Raw genomic sequence first — 16,414 nt, 5'->3', positions numbered from 1 at the left:
AGGTCCGGGGCGTTCTCGGCTGCAGTGCGGGACTAGCGGCTGAACAGGAGGGCGCGCTTGACCTCCTGGATGGCCTTGGTCACCTGGATGCCGCGGGGGCACGCGTCGGTGCAGTTGAATGTGGTGCGGCAGCGCCAGACACCGTCGACTCCGTTGAGGATCTCCAGGCGCTCGGCGGCGCCCTCATCACGGCTGTCGAAGATGAAGCGGTGCGCGTTCACGATCGCGGCCGGCCCGAAGTACGAGCCGTCCATCCAGTACACCGGGCAGCTGGTGGTGCAGCAGGCGCACAGGATGCACTTGGTGGTGTCGTCGAAGCGCTCGCGATCGGTGGCGGATTGGATGCGCTCACGGGTCGGCTCGTTACCCGAGGTGATCAGGTACGGCTTCACCGCGCGGAAGGCGTCGAAGAAGGGTTCCATATCGACGACGAGGTCCTTCTCCACGGGCAACCCGCGGATCGGCTCGACCGTGATGGTGATGTCCTTGTCGCCGTGCAGGAAGTCCTTCATCAGCATCTTGCAGGCGAGGCGGTTGACGCCGTTGATCCGCATGGCGTCCGAGCCGCACACGCCGTGGGCGCACGAGCGGCGGAAGGTGAGGGTGCCGTCCAGGTAGCCCTTGATGTACAGCAGCAGGTTCAGGAACCGGTCCGAGGGGAGCGCGGGCACCTTGTAGCTCTGCCAGCCGGCCGCGTCCGGGTTCTCCGGATCGAACCGGTAGACCTTGATCGTGACCATGGTCGAGCCGGGCGGCACCGGGGGCTGCACGGACGACGACGTGTGTTCAGCGGTGGCGGTCATCAGTACTTACGCTCCATCGGCTCGTAGCGGGTCTGCACGACGGGCTTGGTGTCCAGACGGATCTCGGCAGCCAGGCCCTCGCCCTCCTTGTACGCCATGGTGTGCACCATGAAGTTCTCGTCGTCACGGTCCGGGTAGTCCTCGCGGGCGTGGCCGCCGCGGGTCTCCGTGCGGTTGAGTGCACCGACGACGGTGACCTCGGCCAGCTCCAGCAGGAAGCCCAGCTCGATGGCCTCGAGCAGGTCGCTGTTGAAGCGCTTGCCCTTGTCGGTCACGGTGACGTGCTCGTACCGCTTCTTGAGCGCTCGCACGTCCTGCAATGCCCGGGTCAGAGTCTCCTCGGTCCGGAACACCGCGGCGTTGTCGTTCATGGTCTGCTGCAGCTCGGTGCGGATCGTCATGACGTTCTCGTTGCCGTGATCGCTGAGCATCGCCGCGACCCAGTTCTCGACCAGCTCGGCCGGGTTCTCGGGGAGCGGCACGAAATCGTGCTTCTGTGCGTACTCGGCGGCGGCGATACCGGCGCGGCGTCCGAAGACGTTGATGTCCAGCAGCGAGTTGGTGCCCAGGCGGTTGGCGCCGTGCACCGACACGCACGCGCACTCCCCGGCGGCGTACAGGCCGGGAACCACGTTGTCGTTGTCGCGCAGCACCTCACCGTGGATGTTGGTGGGGATGCCGCCCATCACGTAGTGGCAGGTGGGGTACACCGGCACCAGCTCGGTCACCGGGTCCACACCCAGGTAGGTGCGGGAGAACTCCATGATGTCCGGCAGCTTCGCCATCAGTGTCTCCTCCGGGATGTGCGTGACATCGAGGAGGACGTAATCCTTGTTCGGGCCGGCGCCGCGACCCTCGAGCACCTCGAGCACCATCGACCGCGCGACGATGTCGCGCGGAGCGAGGTCCTTGATGGTGGGGGCGTAGCGCTCCATGAATCGCTCGCCGTCGACGTTGCGGAGGATGCCACCCTCACCGCGCACGCCCTCGGTGATCAGGATGCCCAGACCCGCGAGGCCCGTCGGATGGAACTGGTGGAACTCCATGTCCTCGAGCGGCAGGCCCTTGCGGAAGATGATGCCCATGCCGTCACCGGTGAGGGTGTGGGCATTGGAGGTCACCTTGTACATCCGCCCGGAGCCGCCGGTGGCGAAGACGATCGCCTTGGCGTGGAAGACGTGGATCTCACCGGTCGCGAGCTCATAGGCGACCGCTCCGGTGGCGACCGGGCCGTTCTCGGTCTCGGTCAGTGAGATGTCCAGGACGTAGAACTCGTTGAAGAACTCCACATCGTGCTTGACGCAGTTCTGGTACAGCGTCTGCAGGATCATGTGGCCGGTGCGATCGGCGGCGTAGCACGCCCGGCGGACCGGGGCCTTGCCGTGATCGCGGGTGTGACCGCCGAAGCGGCGCTGATCGATCTTGCCCTCCGGGGTGCGGTTGAAGGGCAGGCCCATCTTCTCCAGGTCGAGGACGGCGTCGATGGCCTCCTTGGCCATGATCTCCGCGGCGTCCTGGTCGACGATGTAGTCGCCGCCCTTGACCGTGTCGAACGTGTGCCACTCCCAGTTGTCCTCCTCGACATTGGCCAGGGAGGCGCACATGCCGCCCTGCGCCGCGCCGGTGTGGGAGCGAGTGGGGTACAGCTTCGTGAGCACCGCGGTGCGGGCCCGGGGGCCGGCCTCGATGGCCGCGCGCATACCGGCGCCACCGGCGCCGATGATCACCACGTCGTAACGATGTTCCTGCATGATGCGGGTGAGTCCTTCCTGGCCGCTACTGGGCGGTGGGCACGGAGGCCGGTTCGAACGTGAGCAGCGCGTACGAGCCGAGGCCGATCACGAGGATCATCGACAGCACGAGCAGGGTCTTGAGCCAGAACCGCGTGCGGTCCTTGCGGGCGTAGTCGTCGATGATCACGCGCATCCCGTTGCCGCCGTGGAGCTGGGCGAGCCAGAGCATCGTGATGTCCCAGACCTGCCAGAACGGGCTGGCCCAGCGCTGCGCGACGAAGGCGGCGCTGATCCGGTGCACGCCCTGACTGTCGAGCGCGAGCATGATGAACACGTGGCCGAACACCAGCACCAGGAGCGCCACCCCGGAGAAGCGCATGAACAGCCAGGCGTACTTCTCGAAGTTGCCGGAGGCCGGACGGTGCGGGGAGCGCGGGTTGTCGAGCGAGGCCGGGCGGTCGTACTGCTTGAGCAGCGTCCGGGCGAGCTTGGGTTCGTTCGCGGTAGTCATGTCCTTCGTCCCCCTAGCCTGCGTGCGAGATCATGATGTAGAGCAGACGCGCGGCCATCGCGGCGCCGGTGACGAGGAACACCGACCACACCACGATCGACATCGCCTTCTGGTACTGGACGCCCTTGCTCCAGAAGTCGACGAGGATCACTCGGACGCCGTTGAGTCCGTGGAACAGAATGGCCATGACCAGGCCGATCTCGAGCAGGCCGATCAATGGCGTCTTGTACGTCTTGATGATCGCGTCGTAGGCCTCGGGATCGATGCGGATCACCGCGGTGTCGAGCACGTGGACGAACAGGAAGAAGAAGATGGTGACGCCGCTGATGCGGTGCAGCACCCAGTTCAACATTCCCGGGTCACCCTTGTAGAGGGAGACGCGGCGCGGCTCCTCGGCGGCCGCCACCTCGGTCGTACTGCTCATCGAGCCCTGCCTTCGACATCGTTGATGGACGCGGCGGGACACGGGAGACCGAGACGGGACATTGAGCCCGCTCGACGACGCCTGTCCCGACGAGTACCTGAACCCACGCCTTGACCTTAAACCCAGGGGAATGTGGAATCGAAACCACGGTCCCGATCCCTTGCGGCCGTAGCGAATTAGTTAGGTTTGCCTCGCCGAAATTGACCTGGAATCAGCAGTGACGCTGGAGGGAGTGATCGACCTTGCCCGAGATCGACTGGGAGGCGTTGCGGCGCACCGCCGTCGAGGCCATGAACCGGGCCTACGCGCCGTATTCGAAGTACCCGGTGGGAGCCGCGGCGCTCGTGGACGTCGGACGAATAGTGTCCGGATGCAATGTGGAGAATGTCTCATATGGGCTGACCCTCTGCGCCGAATGCGGACTCGTCTCAGCGCTGCATTCCACCGGCGGTGGCCGGCTGCTCGCATTCACGTGCACCAATGCCAACGGTGACATCCTGATGCCCTGCGGACGATGCCGCCAGCTGCTCTACGAACACGGCGGCGGCGAATTGCTGATCGACCACCGGGACGGCCCCGTCCCGCTGTCCCGGTTGCTGCCCGATGCCTTCGGTCCGGCAGACCTCGACGAGGTCGCGCAGACCGCCCCGCAGGCCACCCCCGAAGACCACCCCGCACACCACAGCTGATGACTGATTGGATGTAGTCATGACTGCACAGACCGAAGTGTTCGATGCGGTGTCCGTGATCGCCGCCAAGCGCGACGGCAAGGCCCTCACCGACGGCCAGATCGACTGGATGATCGACAACTTCACCACCGGTGCAGTGGCCGACTACCAGATGGCCGCGCTGGCCATGGCCATCTACCTCAACGGCATGGACCGCCGCGAGATCGCCCGCTGGACCGCCGCGATGATCGGGACCGGTGAGCGGATGGACTTCTCGGGCCTGCGCCGTGACGGCCGATCCCTGGCCACCACCGACAAGCACTCCACCGGCGGTGTCGGCGACAAGATCACCCTGCCGCTCACCCCACTGGTCGCCTCCTACGGCGTGGCCGTCCCGCAGCTCTCCGGACGCGGCCTCGGCCACACCGGCGGCACCCTGGACAAGCTGGAGGCGATCCGCGGCTGGCGTGCGGACCTCACCAACGCCGAGATGTTCGACCAGCTGGAACGGGTGGGCGGGGTGATCTGCGCCGCCGGATCGGGCCTGGCGCCGGCGGACAAGAAGCTCTACGCGCTGCGCGATGTGACCAGCACCGTCGAATCCATCCCGCTGATCGCCAGCTCCATCATGAGTAAGAAGATCGCCGAGGGCACCGCGTCCCTGGTGCTCGATGTCAAGGTCGGCAAGGGCGCCTTCATGAAGACCGAGCAGCAGGCCCGCGAGCTCGCCGAGACGATGGTCGCGCTCGGTCACGATTCCGGCGTGAACACCGTCGCCCTGCTCACCGACATGTCCACCCCGCTCGGACGCAGCGCCGGCAACGCCCTCGAGGTCGCCGAATCGCTCGAGGTCTTGTCCGGCGGCGGACCGTCCGACGTGGTGGAGCTGACCCTGGCGCTGGCCCGCGAGATGCTCACCCTGGCCGGGGTGGACGCCGACCCCGCAGAGCACCTCGCCGACGGCAGCGCCATGGACAGCTGGAACGCGATGATCGCCGCCCAGGGCGGTGACCCGGCCGCTCCGCTGCCGGTCGCGCAGCACACCCTGGATGTGCCCGCCGCCGCTTCCGGGGTGTTGACCGGACTCGACGCCATGGGCGTCGGCATCGCCGCCTGGCGCCTGGGCGCCGGCCGGGAACGGCAGGGCGAGCCGGTGCAGGCCGGAGCGGGTGTCACCTGGCACGCCGGACTCGGCGACAGCGTCACCGCGGGGGAGCCGTTGTTCACCCTGCACACCGACACCCCGGAGAAGTTCGACGCCGCGCTCGCCGCCCTCGACGGTGCCGCCACCATCGGGGAGAACCCGCAGCCGCGCGACTCGTTGATCCTCGGCCGGGTGAGTGCCTGATCCGAGCCCCGGCGGGCGGTAGCGTTTGGACCATGGCGAATCCCATTGGTCCGACCCCCATCGATCTCGCGTCGCTCAAGCGCGCCCCCAAGGTGCTGCTGCACGACCATCTCGACGGCGGCCTGCGCCCGCGCACCGTCCTCGAGCTGGCCGAGCAGACCGGGTACCAGAACCTGCCCGCCACCACCGAACCGGAACTGGCTCAGTGGTTCCGTGAGGCCGCCGACTCGGGCTCGTTGGTGACCTACCTGGAGACCTTCGAGCACACCGTCGGTGTGATGCAGACGTCCGAGGCGCTGGCCCGCGTGGCCCGCGAGTGCGCCGAGGATCTGGCCGCTGACGGCGTGGTCTACGCGGAGGTGCGCTTCGCACCCGAACAGCACACCGAGCGGGGCCTGACCCTCGACGAGGTGATGGAGGCGGTGCTCGCCGGTTTCGCCGCGGGGGAGACCGCGGCGCGGGAGGCCGGGCATCCGATCGTGGTGCGCACGCTGGTGACCGCGATGCGGCACGCGGCCCGCTCCCGGGAGATCGCGGAGCTGACCGTGCGCTGGCGCGATCGCGGCGCCGTCGGCTTCGACATCGCCGGTGCCGAGGCCGGGTTCCCGCCCAGCCGCCACCTCGACGCCTTCGAGTACATGCGCGATCATTCCGCGCCGTTCACCATCCACGCCGGCGAGGCCTTCGGACTGCCGTCGATCCACGAGGCGCTGGCCTTCTGCGGCTGCGACCGGCTCGGCCACGGTGTGCGGATCGTCGACGACATCACCCTGCCCGAGGGCGTCGGCCCCGGCGCCACCGACTTCTCCGGCGCCGAGCTGGGCCCGGTGGCCGCGCGGGTGCGCGACGCCCGGATCCCGCTGGAACTGTGCCCCAGCTCGAACGTGCAGACCGGCGCGGTCGCCTCGATGCAGGAGCATCCGTTCAACCTGCTCGCGCAGTTGCGTTTCCGGGTCACCGTCAACACCGACAACCGGCTGATGAGCGGTACCTCGATGAGTCAGGAGATGCTCGCGCTGGTGGAGACCTTCGGCTTCGGCTGGGCGGATCTGCAGCGGTTCACCATCAATGCGATGAAGTCCGCGTTCCTACCCTTCGACGAGCGGCTGGCGATCATCGACGACGTGATCAAGCCCGGCTACGCGGTGCTGATCGGCTAGTGAGTACTCCTCGGCCGCGGGGCCGGGAGTCACTTCTTGGCCAGGCGGTCCTCGAACTCGTGCTCGAGGGCCCGCCAGGCCTCCGCCTCGTTGTCGAAGGGGCCCGACGGCGCCAGTCGGCGCGGCTGCGGATCGAGCGCGTAGGAGACGAAGAAGCCGAGCGGGGTGGTCGGGCGCAGCGCGTCCCGCACCGCCGAGTCGTCGGCGAAATCGGCCGAGTCCAGGAGCAGCTCCACCGCCAGGTCGAGCTGGTCGCGGTCGATCCGGCGCGGGCCGTCGGCGATGTCCTCGCCGATACCTGGCAGCACGTAGACGTTGTCGTCGTAGACCTCGATCTCGAGCGAGCCGTCGGTCGCGGCGACCTGCACCTCCTCGTAGGTGGAGACGGCCGCCAAGTCGGTGTCGTTGTCGTCGGCCAGGTACCGGGCCAACGCGTTCTCCGAATCGAAGACGTAGATGCTCCCCTTGCGGCCGAGGAAGATCGGCTTGTCGTCGAGATAGCAGCGCAGGGTGTAGAACTCGCCGCCCGAGGTGATGATCTTGATCGGGTCGATGCCCACCTGGCCCCAGAACGAGTCGTCCTCGATGAAGTCCTCGTCGTCCTCGTCCGCGTCGTCGCCGAGGCCGGCCGCCGCCGCTGCGTCGTCGGAGTCCAGATCGTCGTCGAGCTCGTCGGCGTCGTCCAGATCGTCGAGGTCGTCGTCGAGGTCCGGATCGGTGGCGGCCAGCGCGGCGGCCTTCTCGGCGGCCACGGTCAGTTCCTGCTCGGCGGTGGCGGCCGCGGACTTCGACACCTCCGGCGTGCTCACCACGCCCTCGATCGCGTCGACCACGTCGTCCCACTTGCGGGCGATGATCTGGCCCACCTTGTGCCACATCTCCGCGCCCTCACGGCCCTCGAAGTTGCGGGTACCGATCCGGACGGTGCCGAGCACCGGGTTCCCGTTGAAGAACTTGGTGACCGCGATCAGCTCGCACACCTCGCCGATCAGGCCGACGATCTCCAGGGTGTCCTCGAGCTCGGCGATCACCTCGGGGGTGGGCTCCTCGGCCGCCAGCTCGGGCACCGAGATCAGGTCGAAACTGCGGTCCTCGCGCGGCACGAAGGCCTCCGCGGGCAGGGTGGTCAGCGCATCCCAGGCCGGGTGATCGTCGAGGTCGTTCGCGGCGCCACCGCGGGCGAAGGCCACCAGCTCGGCCACCGACGAGAAACCGTAGAGATCCTCATCGAGGCCGAGGAAGGCCTCCCATTCGTCTTCCCCGTCCCGCCACCGCGGTGCCCACAGGGTGTACACCGGGCCGTCGGTGAGGCCGAGTTCGATCGGGACGATGTCAGACGCCATGGCGCCCAGACTAGTGCACCGGGCAACCGCCCGTTACCCGGTGGGACGCCAGAATCCGTAGAACGCCTGCCCGATGTTGTCGGTGCGGATCGCCGAGATCTGGACCGGGTCCCCGGCCTCGACCATCCGGCCGTCGCCGATCACCATCGCCACGTGCCCCTCCCACACCGCGAGGTCGCCCGGTTGCAATTGCGAGGCGCTGACCTGCACCCCCACATCCTGCTCGTTCGCCAGGCGCGGCAACTCGATTCCGGCCTGCCGGTACGCCCACTGGGTGAATCCGCTGCAGTCCAATCCGACACCCGGAGTCGTTCCGCCCCACGAGTACGGGACACCGAGCTGGGTCAGTCCAGCTTGCACCGCGGCGGCGGCCTTCGCATTCGGTGCCCGCACCACGGTGCCGTCGGGCAGGCGCACCTGGTACCCGCCGGTGCCGTCGGCGGTCACCGTCGCACCGGTGCCGCGGCCCGTGGCACCGGCCGGGCTCGCACCGCTGCGTGTGCGACCGGCAGTGGATTTCGCCGATCCGGAACGCGCCCCGGAGCCGAGCGTGGACGCGAGACCGCCCAGTGCGGAACCGCCCCCGCCGCTGCCTCCGCCCGCCCCGCCGCCGGTCCCGGCCCCGGATCCACCGGGCGCGGTGCCGGTCGGCAGCGTCGACGCCGAGGTCGAAGCCGGAGTGGTCGCCGCGCCACCGTCGACGGTGCCCGGCGACTGCGGGGTTCCGGCCGCCAGCCCGCTGACCTTCCCGGACTCCCCGTCGAGTTCGCCGCGCACGCGGCAGAGCACATCCAGCGCCCGCTGCAGATGCTCGGCCGCGAGCGAGAGCACGGCGATCAGGCCACCCGGATCGAGCAGCGTCGGGTTCGCGGCCTCCGCCTTGCCGACGAACGAGTCGAGGATCGACGTGAGCTCGGCGTGGCCCTTGTGTACCGTCTCCGCCGCCACCGTCACCGACTCCCGAAGGGCGCCGGTGTGCTGTGACAACGCGCCCGCGGCGATCCCGCCGGAGCCGATGCTGCGCTGCGCGGCGGCCGCATCGACCCCCGTCCACGCCTGCCCGACGGCAACGTTCGTCCCGGCGGTCTGCGAGCCGATCCGCGCCAGCTCGGTCTCCACCGCCCTGATCGCCGCGTCCACTCCAGCGGAGGTCAGATCTCCGGTGCCGAAGGCGTCCAGCAGCGCCCTCAGCGGCGCCGCGAGGGCTTCGACGATGCCGCTCACGGCGTGCCGCCGAGCAGGCCCAGTAGCGACGACGCACCGGCCGCTTCGACGGCCGTCGTCGACGCCACGGTGCGTGCGGCTCCGGCGGACGCCGAGGCGTAGAACGCGGCCAGCCGGGTGAGCTCGGCATCGGTCGCGGCGACCGCGCCGAGCAACTCGCCCAGGTAATCACCGCCGACGATGCCGAACACCGGTGCCAGCGAACCGGCGGACGCCGCCGAGGCCCCCGCGGTCGCGCTCACCGCCGCCGCGAGCGCCCCCAGCTCGCCGCCGGCCGCGGCCACCGATCCCACTGTCATCTCGAACGGTTCCATGCGATCAACCCCCTCACACATTGGACGCCCCAGACCGGTGTGCGGTTCCCGATACGCTTGCCGCATGCAGATCACCGTCGTCGACCATCCCCTCGCCGCCGTCCGCCTGACCGCCCTGCGCAGTGTCGGCACCGACAACGCCTCCTTCCGTGCGGCTCTGAAGGAACTGACTCAGATGCTGGTCTACGAGGCGATGCGCGAGGCGCCCGTCAAGGCTGAGCCGGTGACCACCCCGCTGGAGGTCACCGACGGCGCCGCGCTCGCGGCTCCGCCGTTGCTGGTGCCGGTGCTGCGCGCGGGCCTGGGCATGGTGGACCAGGCGCACGCGATGCTCCCCGAGTCGCAGGTCGGCTTCGTCGGGATGGGCCGCAACGAGCAGACGCACGTGCCCGAGCCCTACTTCGAGTCACTGCCCGCGGACCTGCGGGAGCGCCCGGTCTTCGTGCTCGACCCGATGCTCGCCACCGGCGGCTCGATGGTGCAGACCCTGAGCCTGTTGGCGCAGCGCGGCGCCACCGATGTGACCGCGGTGTGCGTGGTCGCCGCGCCCGAGGGGGTTCGAGCGCTGCAGGAGTGCGGCTACCCGGTCCGGCTGGTCACGGCCACCGTCGACCGGGCGCTCAACGACGACGCCTACATCGTCCCCGGTCTCGGTGACGCCGGGGATCGCCAGTTCGGCCCGCGCTGGACCTGAGCGCGGGCCCGGGCGGCCGACGAGACCTCAGCCCACCCAGGAGGCGGTGGCGGGCTCGGTGAAATCACCGGACCCGGTGCTGATCACCAGCCCGGCGGGCGTGATGTTGACGGTGGCGTCCGGCGCCCGGGCCACCCACCCCGGGCCGGCGGGCAGCACGCCCTCGACCCGGGTGCCGGAGGCGGTGTCCATCCGCCATCCGGCGTAGTACAGCGCACCCGCGCGCTCGCACACCACCGCCTGCGAGACCGCGGTGAGCACGATCATCCGGGGGGTGTCGCCCTCCGCGCAACGGGCCTGCGAGTCGAGGAAACCGAGCCGGTCCGCCCCCGGTACATCCGGTGGCGGGGCCTGTGCCCCCGAAGGCACCGACGGCTGCGGCTCGGCGCTCTGGGACGACGCGGGCGGTGTCGCCGCCACCGGGGCGGCGTCACGGTCCCGGCTGACGAAGGCGGTGGCCCCGGCGGCGGCCGCGATCACGATCAGCACACCCACCACCACCGAACCCACGATCACGCGGCCGCGAGCGGGATCGGTCGGCGCCGACGGGCGGCTCACCCGGCCGCCGCCCAGCCGCGGACGGTCTCGGTCACCGCGGTCAGCGCCCGCCGGGCGCGGTCCTGCGCCGGGGCGGTGCGGCTCGGGTCCGTCACGGGCTCGATCACCTCCAGGTAGAACTTGGCCTTCGGCTCGGTACCGGACGGTCGCACGGTCACCCGCACCCCGTCGCCGCGGAACACCAGCGCGTCCGTCGCGGGCGTGGCCTGCAGGAGATCCTCGCAATCGACCGGGACGCCCGCCACCTCGGCGGGCGGATCGGCGCGCAGGGCGGCCATGATCGCCGCGATCCGGGAGACGTCCTCGACCCGCAGCGAGTACTGGCCGGTCAGGTGCACCCCGAACCGGGTGAACAGGTCCTCCAGCGCCTGCGGGAGACCGCTGCCGCGCTCCCGCAGCTGCGCGGCGTACCAGGAGGCGATCACCGCTGCGGAGATCCCGTCCTTGTCGCGCACCGCCGCCGGGTCGCAGCACAGGCCCAGCGCCTCCTCGTAGGCGAAGACCAGGCCGTCTCCGGCCCGCACCAGGTTCTTGAACCCGGTGAGCGTGCGGGCGTACCGGGCCCCGTCGGCGCGGGCGATCGAACCCAGCAGTTCCGAGCTGACGACGGTGGTCGCCACCAGCGGCTGCTGCGGGGCGCCCGCCAGCGGCTGCTCCAGCAGGTGTGCGCCGAGCAGGGAACCCGCCTCGTCGCCGGTCAGCATCCGCCAGCCGTCGGGGAACCGCGCGCCGAGTGCGCATCGATCCGCGTCCGGGTCCAGCGCGATCGCCAGATCGGCATCCACCCGTCGCGCCAGCTCCAGCAGGAGGTCCGCCGCGCCCGGCTCCTCCGGGTTGGGGAAGGTCACCGTCGGGAACTGGCCGTCCGGGGTGAACTGCTCGGAGACCACGTGCACATCGTCGAAACCACTGCGCCGCAACGCCTGCACCGCGACCTCGCCACCCACCCCGTGCATCGGGGTGAGGGCGATCCGGAGCGGGCCCGCAGGCGGCGGACGCAGCGAGGAGACCCGGTCCAGGTACGCGGCGACCACCTCACCGGCCCGCGGGTGGTCCGGCACGGCCGTGCGGGCGACGGTCTTCGCCGCCGGAGCGGTGGCGATCAGGGCCTCGATCTCGGCGTCCGCGGGGGCGGCGAGCTGGGCGCCGCCGCGCACGTACACCTTGTAGCCGTTGTCGGCCGGCGGATTGTGCGAGGCGGTGATCTGCACGCCCGCCGCGGCCTCCAATTCGCGTGTCGCGAACGCCACCCACGGGGTGGGCCCGGGCTCGGGCAGGGCGACAACCTGGAATCCGAGAGCCGCGAGCACCTCGGTGGCGGCGGCGAAGAAGTCCTCGGAGCCGCGCCGAGCGTCCCGCCCGACCACCACCACCGAGCCGGCGAGGCCCTGCGCGAGTAGCCACTGGCCGAGCGCCCAGGTGGTGCGGGTGACCACCGCCACGTTCATTCCCGACGGTCCGCCCCGCACCGGGCCGCGCAGGCCCGCCGTGCCGAACGTCAGTGGGGCGGCGAACCGCTCCGCCAACTCGTCCGGGGCCAGCCCGGCCAGTTCGGCGCGGGTGGCGGGGTCGGGGTCGGCGTCGATCCAGTCGCGCGCCTGCTGCTCGGACATCTACATCGCCTCGATCACGTCGGCGAGCAGCCCGCCCATCCGGGTGGCCGCGGCGCGGCCGGCCTCCAGGACCTCCGCGTGGTCGAGCGGTTCGCCGGTGATCCCCGCGGCGAGGTTCGTCACCAGCGAGATGCCCAGGACGGCTGCGTCCTGCTCGCGGGCCGCGATGGTCTCGTGCACCGTCGACATGCCGACCAGGTCGGCGCCGAGGGTGCGCAGCATCCGGATCTCGGCGGGGGTCTCGTAGTGCGGGCCGGGCAGGCCCGCGTACACGCCCTCCTGCAGCGAGGGATCCACGCGCTGTGCCAGAGCCCGCAAGTGCGGCGAATAGGCGTCCACCAGGTTCACGAACTGCGCCCCGACCAGCGGCGATCGTGCGGTGAGGTTGAGATGGTCGCTGATCAGCACCGGTTCGCCCACGTACATGCCCTCCCGCAGGCCGCCGGCGGCGTTGGTGAGGATCACCGTGCGGGCACCGGCCGCGCACGCGGTCCGCACCGGATGCACCACCCGTGACAGGTCGTGGCCCTCGTAGGCGTGGGTCCGACCGAGCAGCACCAGCACCCGCTTGCCGCCCACTTCGACGGCGATCGCGGTTCCCTTGTGACCGGCGGCGCTGGGCGGCGCGAAGTGCGGCAGCTCGGCCATCGGCACCGAACCGGCCTGCGTGCCGCGCTCGGTCAGGGCCTGCGCGGCGGGAGCCCAGCCGGAGCCGAGCACCACCGCGACGTCGAAGGGCTCGCCCCCGGTAGCCGCCAGCAGGGTGTCCGCGGCCTGTTGCGCCGCCGCGGAGGGATCGTTGATACCGAAATCTCGTGCCGCCGGATCTTGCTCCATGGCCCCAGATGCTAGCCGCTATCGTTAGCGCCATGCCTTACCTCACACGCACCGACGACGTCTTCACCCTGTACCTGGGCGACGAGGGCGCGGAGCTCTCCGAGACGAACCCGGAGAACCGCTTCTCTCCGGATTGGATCGACGCGGTGCACGCCCGTCTCGACGAGGTACAGGCGCAGGCGGGGGAGGGCCCGGCGGCCCTGGTGGTGACCGCCACCGGCAAGTTCTTCTCCAACGGCCTGGACGTGATGTACGTACTGGCCAACTTCGGTGAGCTGCCGGGTTACCTGGATCGCGCGCACACCGTGTTCAGCCGTCTTCTCACCTTCCCGATGACGACGGTGGCGGCCGTCAACGGACATGCCTTCGGCGCCGGGGCGATGCTCGCGCTGTCCTGTGATTTCGCGGTGATGCGTGAGGACCGCGGCTTCTTCTGCCTGCCCGAGGTCAGCCTGAAGATGGGTTTCACCGAGGGAATGGCCGCCCTGCTGCGCTCCCGGCTGCCCTACCAGAGCGCGCTCGAAGCGATGACCACCGGACGCCGCTACGGCGGCGGTGAGGCCGTGGCCGCGGGGATCGTGGCGGCCACTGCCTCCGAGGCCGAACTGCTGAGCGCCGCGACCGCCCGCGCCGCCGCCAACGCCGCCGCGGACGGACCGACCCTCAACAAGATCAAGAACGATCTGCACGCACCCCTGATCGCGGCGCTGGCGGTACCGACCCCCTCCGACGTCAAGTTCGGCTGATCCGTGACGGGCGCCGTCACCTCCGTCCTCGATCGGCTCACCGCCACCGTCGACCGGGTGCGACCGGACCTGATCTCGGTGAGCCATCGCGTGCATGCGACGCCCGAACTCGCCTTCGAGGAGCACCGCGCCGCCGCCCTGCTGTCGGAAGCGCTGGCCGGTCACGGTTTCACGGTCGAGCGCCGGATCGCCGGACTGGACACCGCCTTCGTCGGCCGGGCCGGTAGCGGACCGCTGCGGATCGCGGTCTTCACCGAGTACGACGCCCTCCCCGGGATCGGGCACGCCTGCGGCCACAACGTGATCGCCGCCGCGGGCCTCGGCGCGGGCATCGCCCTGGCCTCGGTCGCCGACCAGCTGGGGATCACCGTCGAGGTGTACGGAACTCCCGCCGAGGAGTCCGGTGGGGGCAAGGTGATCATGTTGCAGCGCGGCGCCTTCGACGGCGTGGCCTGCGCCGGAATGGTCCATCCCGCCCCGTTCGACGTGGTGCGCACCCGCACCCTGGCGCTGGCCGACCTGGCGATCCGGTACGCCGGCCGGGAGGCGCACGCCTCCGCCGCACCGTGGGCCGGCCGCAACGCCGGTGACGCGGTCACCGTCGCCCAGGTCGCTCTGGGCCTGTTGCGCCAGCACCTCGAACCGGGACAGCAATTGCACGGCATCGTCAGCGCCGGCGGCAGCGTCCCGAACGTGGTGCCGGCCGCATCCGAGCTGCTCTACTACGTGCGCGCGGACGATGCGCAGGCGCTGGATCGGCTCCTCGCCCGCGCTCAGGACTGCTTCGCCGCGGGCGCTCTGGCCACCGGCTGCTCGCACACCGTCACCGAGGTCTCACCGGCGTACACCGAGTTGCGCACCGACGACGGACTGGCCGCCGCCTACCGGGCCGCGGCGGTGGCGATCGGCCGCGAGCCGGTGGCGCCCGAGTACGAGGGGGCGGTGCCCTTGGGGAGTACCGACATGGGCAATGTGAGTCACGCGGTACCGTCGATCCATCCGTTGATCGGCCTCGAGACCGGCGGCGCTGTGACCCACCAGGCGGAGTTCACGGCTGCGGCAGCGTCCGAGTCCGCCGATCGGGCCGTGCGCGACGGTGCGCTGGCGTTGGCCGCGGCGTTCGCCGCGGTCGCGGAGAACGAGGACGAACGCGCGCGACTGATGACCGGGGCCGCGCACAGTGGTGAAGACGGAGGCGGACGGTGAACGGCAGTGGCAGTGCGGCGAGCGATGTGGTCGCGGCCCGCGCACACGTCGACCGGTGGTTGCGGGACAACGGCGAGTGGCTCCGCGCCTTCCGCCGTGATCTGCACGCACATCCGGAACTGTCGTGGCGTGAGGAGCGCACCACCACCGTCGTCTTCGACACGCTGACCGAGGCCGGGCTCGCGCCGCGCAAGCTCTCGACCACCGGCCTGATCTGCGATCTCGGCCCTACCGGCGGGCGGCAGGTGGCACTGCGCGCCGATATGGACGCGTTGCCGATCCACGAGGCCACCGGCCTCGACTACGGCTCCACCACCGCCGGGGTCTCGCACGCCTGCGGTCACGACGCGCACACCACCATCCTGCTCGGCACCGCACTCGCCCTGGCCGAACTCGATCGCGCAGGCGGACTGCCGGTGGGGGTGCGGTTGATCTTCCAGCCCGCCGAGGAGGTCATGCCCGGCGGTGCGCTCTCGGCCGTGCGGGACGGGGCGATGGACGCGGTGGAGCGGATCTACGCGCTGCACTGCGACCCCCGGATCGAGGTGGGACGGATCGGCGTGCGCTCCGGTGCGATCACCTCCGCCGCCGATCACGTGGAGGTGATCCTGCACTCGCCCGGCGGTCACACCTCACGGCCACACCTGACCAGTGACCTGATCTACGCCATGGGCACCGTCATCACCGGGCTGCCGGGGGTGCTCTCGCGCCGGGTGGACCCGCGCTCGGGAACGATCATGGTGTGGGGCGCCGCGAACGGCGGATCAGCGCCGAACGCGATCCCGCAGATCGGGGCCCTGCACGGCACCGTTCGCACCGGTGAGCACCACATCTGGGAGTCGCTGGAACCGCTGGTCCGCGAGGTGGTCGGTGAGCTGCTGGCCCCGTTGCGGATCAAGCACGAGGTCGACTACACCCGCGGAGTGCCGCCGGTGATCAACGATCACCTGGCCGCCACCCGCCTGGCCGAGGCGGCTCGGCTCGTCTCTCCCGACGGCGTGGTCGACACCCCCCAGTCCGGTGGTGGTGAGGACTTCTCCTGGTACCTGGAGGAGTCGCCCGGGGCGATGGCGCGCCTGGGCGTGTGGTCCGGCCGGGGCCGCCAGTACGACCTGCACCAGCCCGATTTCGAACTCGACGAGCGGGCCCTGGACATGGGTGTGCGGGTGTTCACGAACGTGGTTCTCGGCTCCGCGTAGCCGGGGGCCGGCCTCGCGTGTGGTTCCCGGGGC

The 16,414-nt window shown here is 70.4% G+C and carries 17 protein-coding genes; 7 read left to right on the top strand and 10 right to left on the bottom strand.

Annotated elements, in window-relative coordinates; genetic code table 11:
- Positions 1–32: 32 nt before the first annotated feature.
- The 4 genes from ACYVHG_RS05215 to sdhC are packed head-to-tail and all read right to left on the bottom strand — an operon-like array spanning position 33 to position 3,471.
- Positions 33–803, bottom strand: a complete 771-nt coding sequence (locus tag ACYVHG_RS05215) for a succinate dehydrogenase iron-sulfur subunit (RefSeq protein WP_461166357.1) — start codon at positions 801–803, stop codon at positions 33–35.
- Positions 803–2,554 carry a succinate dehydrogenase flavoprotein subunit gene (sdhA, locus tag ACYVHG_RS05210; protein WP_461166356.1) on the bottom strand — a complete coding sequence of 584 codons (1,752 nt, stop codon included), beginning with the start codon at positions 2,552–2,554 and terminating at the stop codon, positions 803–805. The genes ACYVHG_RS05215 and sdhA overlap by 1 nt, the downstream gene beginning before the upstream one ends.
- Before the next feature lie 25 nt (positions 2,555–2,579).
- Positions 2,580–3,047 (bottom strand): succinate dehydrogenase hydrophobic membrane anchor subunit, encoded by a 468-nt coding sequence (locus ACYVHG_RS05205; protein WP_461166355.1) that lies wholly within the window; start codon positions 3,045–3,047, stop codon positions 2,580–2,582.
- A 13-nt stretch (positions 3,048–3,060) separates the two neighbouring features.
- Complete coding sequence (gene sdhC, locus ACYVHG_RS05200; protein WP_461166354.1) at positions 3,061–3,471, bottom strand: succinate dehydrogenase, cytochrome b556 subunit; 411 nt, start codon at positions 3,469–3,471, stop codon at positions 3,061–3,063.
- Positions 3,472–3,713: 242 nt separating this feature from the next.
- Between sdhC and ACYVHG_RS05195 the strand changes: the two genes are divergently transcribed.
- From ACYVHG_RS05195 to ACYVHG_RS05185, 3 genes are read left to right on the top strand one after another with little or no spacing between them, the layout of a single operon-like run.
- The gene (locus ACYVHG_RS05195) at positions 3,714–4,160 is read left to right on the top strand and encodes a cytidine deaminase (RefSeq protein WP_461166353.1); all 447 of its coding nucleotides are present in this window, start codon (positions 3,714–3,716) and stop codon (positions 4,158–4,160) included.
- A gap of 19 nt (positions 4,161–4,179) precedes the next feature.
- Entirely contained in the window at positions 4,180–5,487 is a 1,308-nt protein-coding gene (locus ACYVHG_RS05190; protein ID WP_461166352.1) for a thymidine phosphorylase, read from the top strand.
- A gap of 32 nt (positions 5,488–5,519) precedes the next feature.
- The gene (locus ACYVHG_RS05185) at positions 5,520–6,647 is read left to right on the top strand and encodes an adenosine deaminase (RefSeq protein WP_461166351.1); all 1,128 of its coding nucleotides are present in this window, start codon (positions 5,520–5,522) and stop codon (positions 6,645–6,647) included.
- 29 nt (positions 6,648–6,676) lie between these two features.
- Here ACYVHG_RS05185 and ACYVHG_RS05180 read toward each other — a convergent pair whose 3' ends face one another.
- Genes ACYVHG_RS05180 through ACYVHG_RS05170 form a run of 3 tightly spaced genes read right to left on the bottom strand, consistent with a single transcriptional unit; the run spans position 6,677 to position 9,528 of the window.
- Positions 6,677–7,990, bottom strand: coding sequence for a primosomal protein (locus ACYVHG_RS05180; RefSeq protein WP_461166350.1), 1,314 nt, complete (start codon positions 7,988–7,990; stop codon positions 6,677–6,679).
- Between the two features lie 33 nt (positions 7,991–8,023).
- Complete coding sequence (locus ACYVHG_RS05175; protein WP_461166349.1) at positions 8,024–9,214, bottom strand: C40 family peptidase; 1,191 nt, start codon at positions 9,212–9,214, stop codon at positions 8,024–8,026.
- On the bottom strand, positions 9,211–9,528 hold the full coding sequence (locus ACYVHG_RS05170) for a hypothetical protein (RefSeq protein ID WP_461166348.1): 318 nt from the start codon (positions 9,526–9,528) through the stop codon (positions 9,211–9,213). The genes ACYVHG_RS05175 and ACYVHG_RS05170 overlap by 4 nt, the downstream gene beginning before the upstream one ends.
- 64 nt (positions 9,529–9,592) lie before the next feature.
- Between ACYVHG_RS05170 and upp the strand changes: the two genes are divergently transcribed.
- Entirely contained in the window at positions 9,593–10,222 is a 630-nt protein-coding gene (gene upp / locus ACYVHG_RS05165; protein WP_461166347.1) for a uracil phosphoribosyltransferase, read from the top strand.
- Between the two features lie 27 nt (positions 10,223–10,249).
- Here upp and ACYVHG_RS05160 read toward each other — a convergent pair whose 3' ends face one another.
- Genes ACYVHG_RS05160 through ACYVHG_RS05150 form a run of 3 tightly spaced genes read right to left on the bottom strand, consistent with a single transcriptional unit; the run spans position 10,250 to position 13,230 of the window.
- Positions 10,250–10,780, bottom strand: coding sequence for a hypothetical protein (locus ACYVHG_RS05160; protein WP_461166346.1), 531 nt, complete (start codon positions 10,778–10,780; stop codon positions 10,250–10,252).
- Entirely contained in the window at positions 10,777–12,393 is a 1,617-nt protein-coding gene (locus ACYVHG_RS05155; protein ID WP_461166345.1) for a phospho-sugar mutase, read from the bottom strand. The genes ACYVHG_RS05160 and ACYVHG_RS05155 overlap by 4 nt, the downstream gene beginning before the upstream one ends.
- Positions 12,394–13,230: a purine-nucleoside phosphorylase gene (locus tag ACYVHG_RS05150; protein WP_461166344.1), complete on the bottom strand. Its 837-nt coding sequence runs from the start codon at positions 13,228–13,230 to the stop codon at positions 12,394–12,396.
- A gap of 32 nt (positions 13,231–13,262) precedes the next feature.
- Between ACYVHG_RS05150 and ACYVHG_RS05145 the strand changes: the two genes are divergently transcribed.
- From ACYVHG_RS05145 to ACYVHG_RS05135, 3 genes are read left to right on the top strand one after another with little or no spacing between them, the layout of a single operon-like run.
- Entirely contained in the window at positions 13,263–13,976 is a 714-nt protein-coding gene (locus ACYVHG_RS05145) for an enoyl-CoA hydratase/isomerase family protein (protein WP_461166343.1), read from the top strand.
- 3 nt (positions 13,977–13,979) lie between these two features.
- A complete protein-coding gene (locus ACYVHG_RS05140) occupies positions 13,980–15,182 on the top strand; it encodes an amidohydrolase (RefSeq protein WP_461166342.1) in 1,203 nt (400 codons plus the stop codon).
- Entirely contained in the window at positions 15,179–16,381 is a 1,203-nt protein-coding gene (locus tag ACYVHG_RS05135) for an amidohydrolase (RefSeq protein WP_461166341.1), read from the top strand. Before ACYVHG_RS05140 ends, ACYVHG_RS05135 begins: the two co-directional genes overlap by 4 nt.
- The last annotated feature ends 33 nt before the right edge of the window (positions 16,382–16,414 follow it).

Source organism: Tsukamurella serpentis (assembly GCF_054780975.1).
The sequence above is the reverse complement of the archived record's forward strand: the minus strand, read 5'-3'. Positions and strand labels throughout refer to the sequence as shown.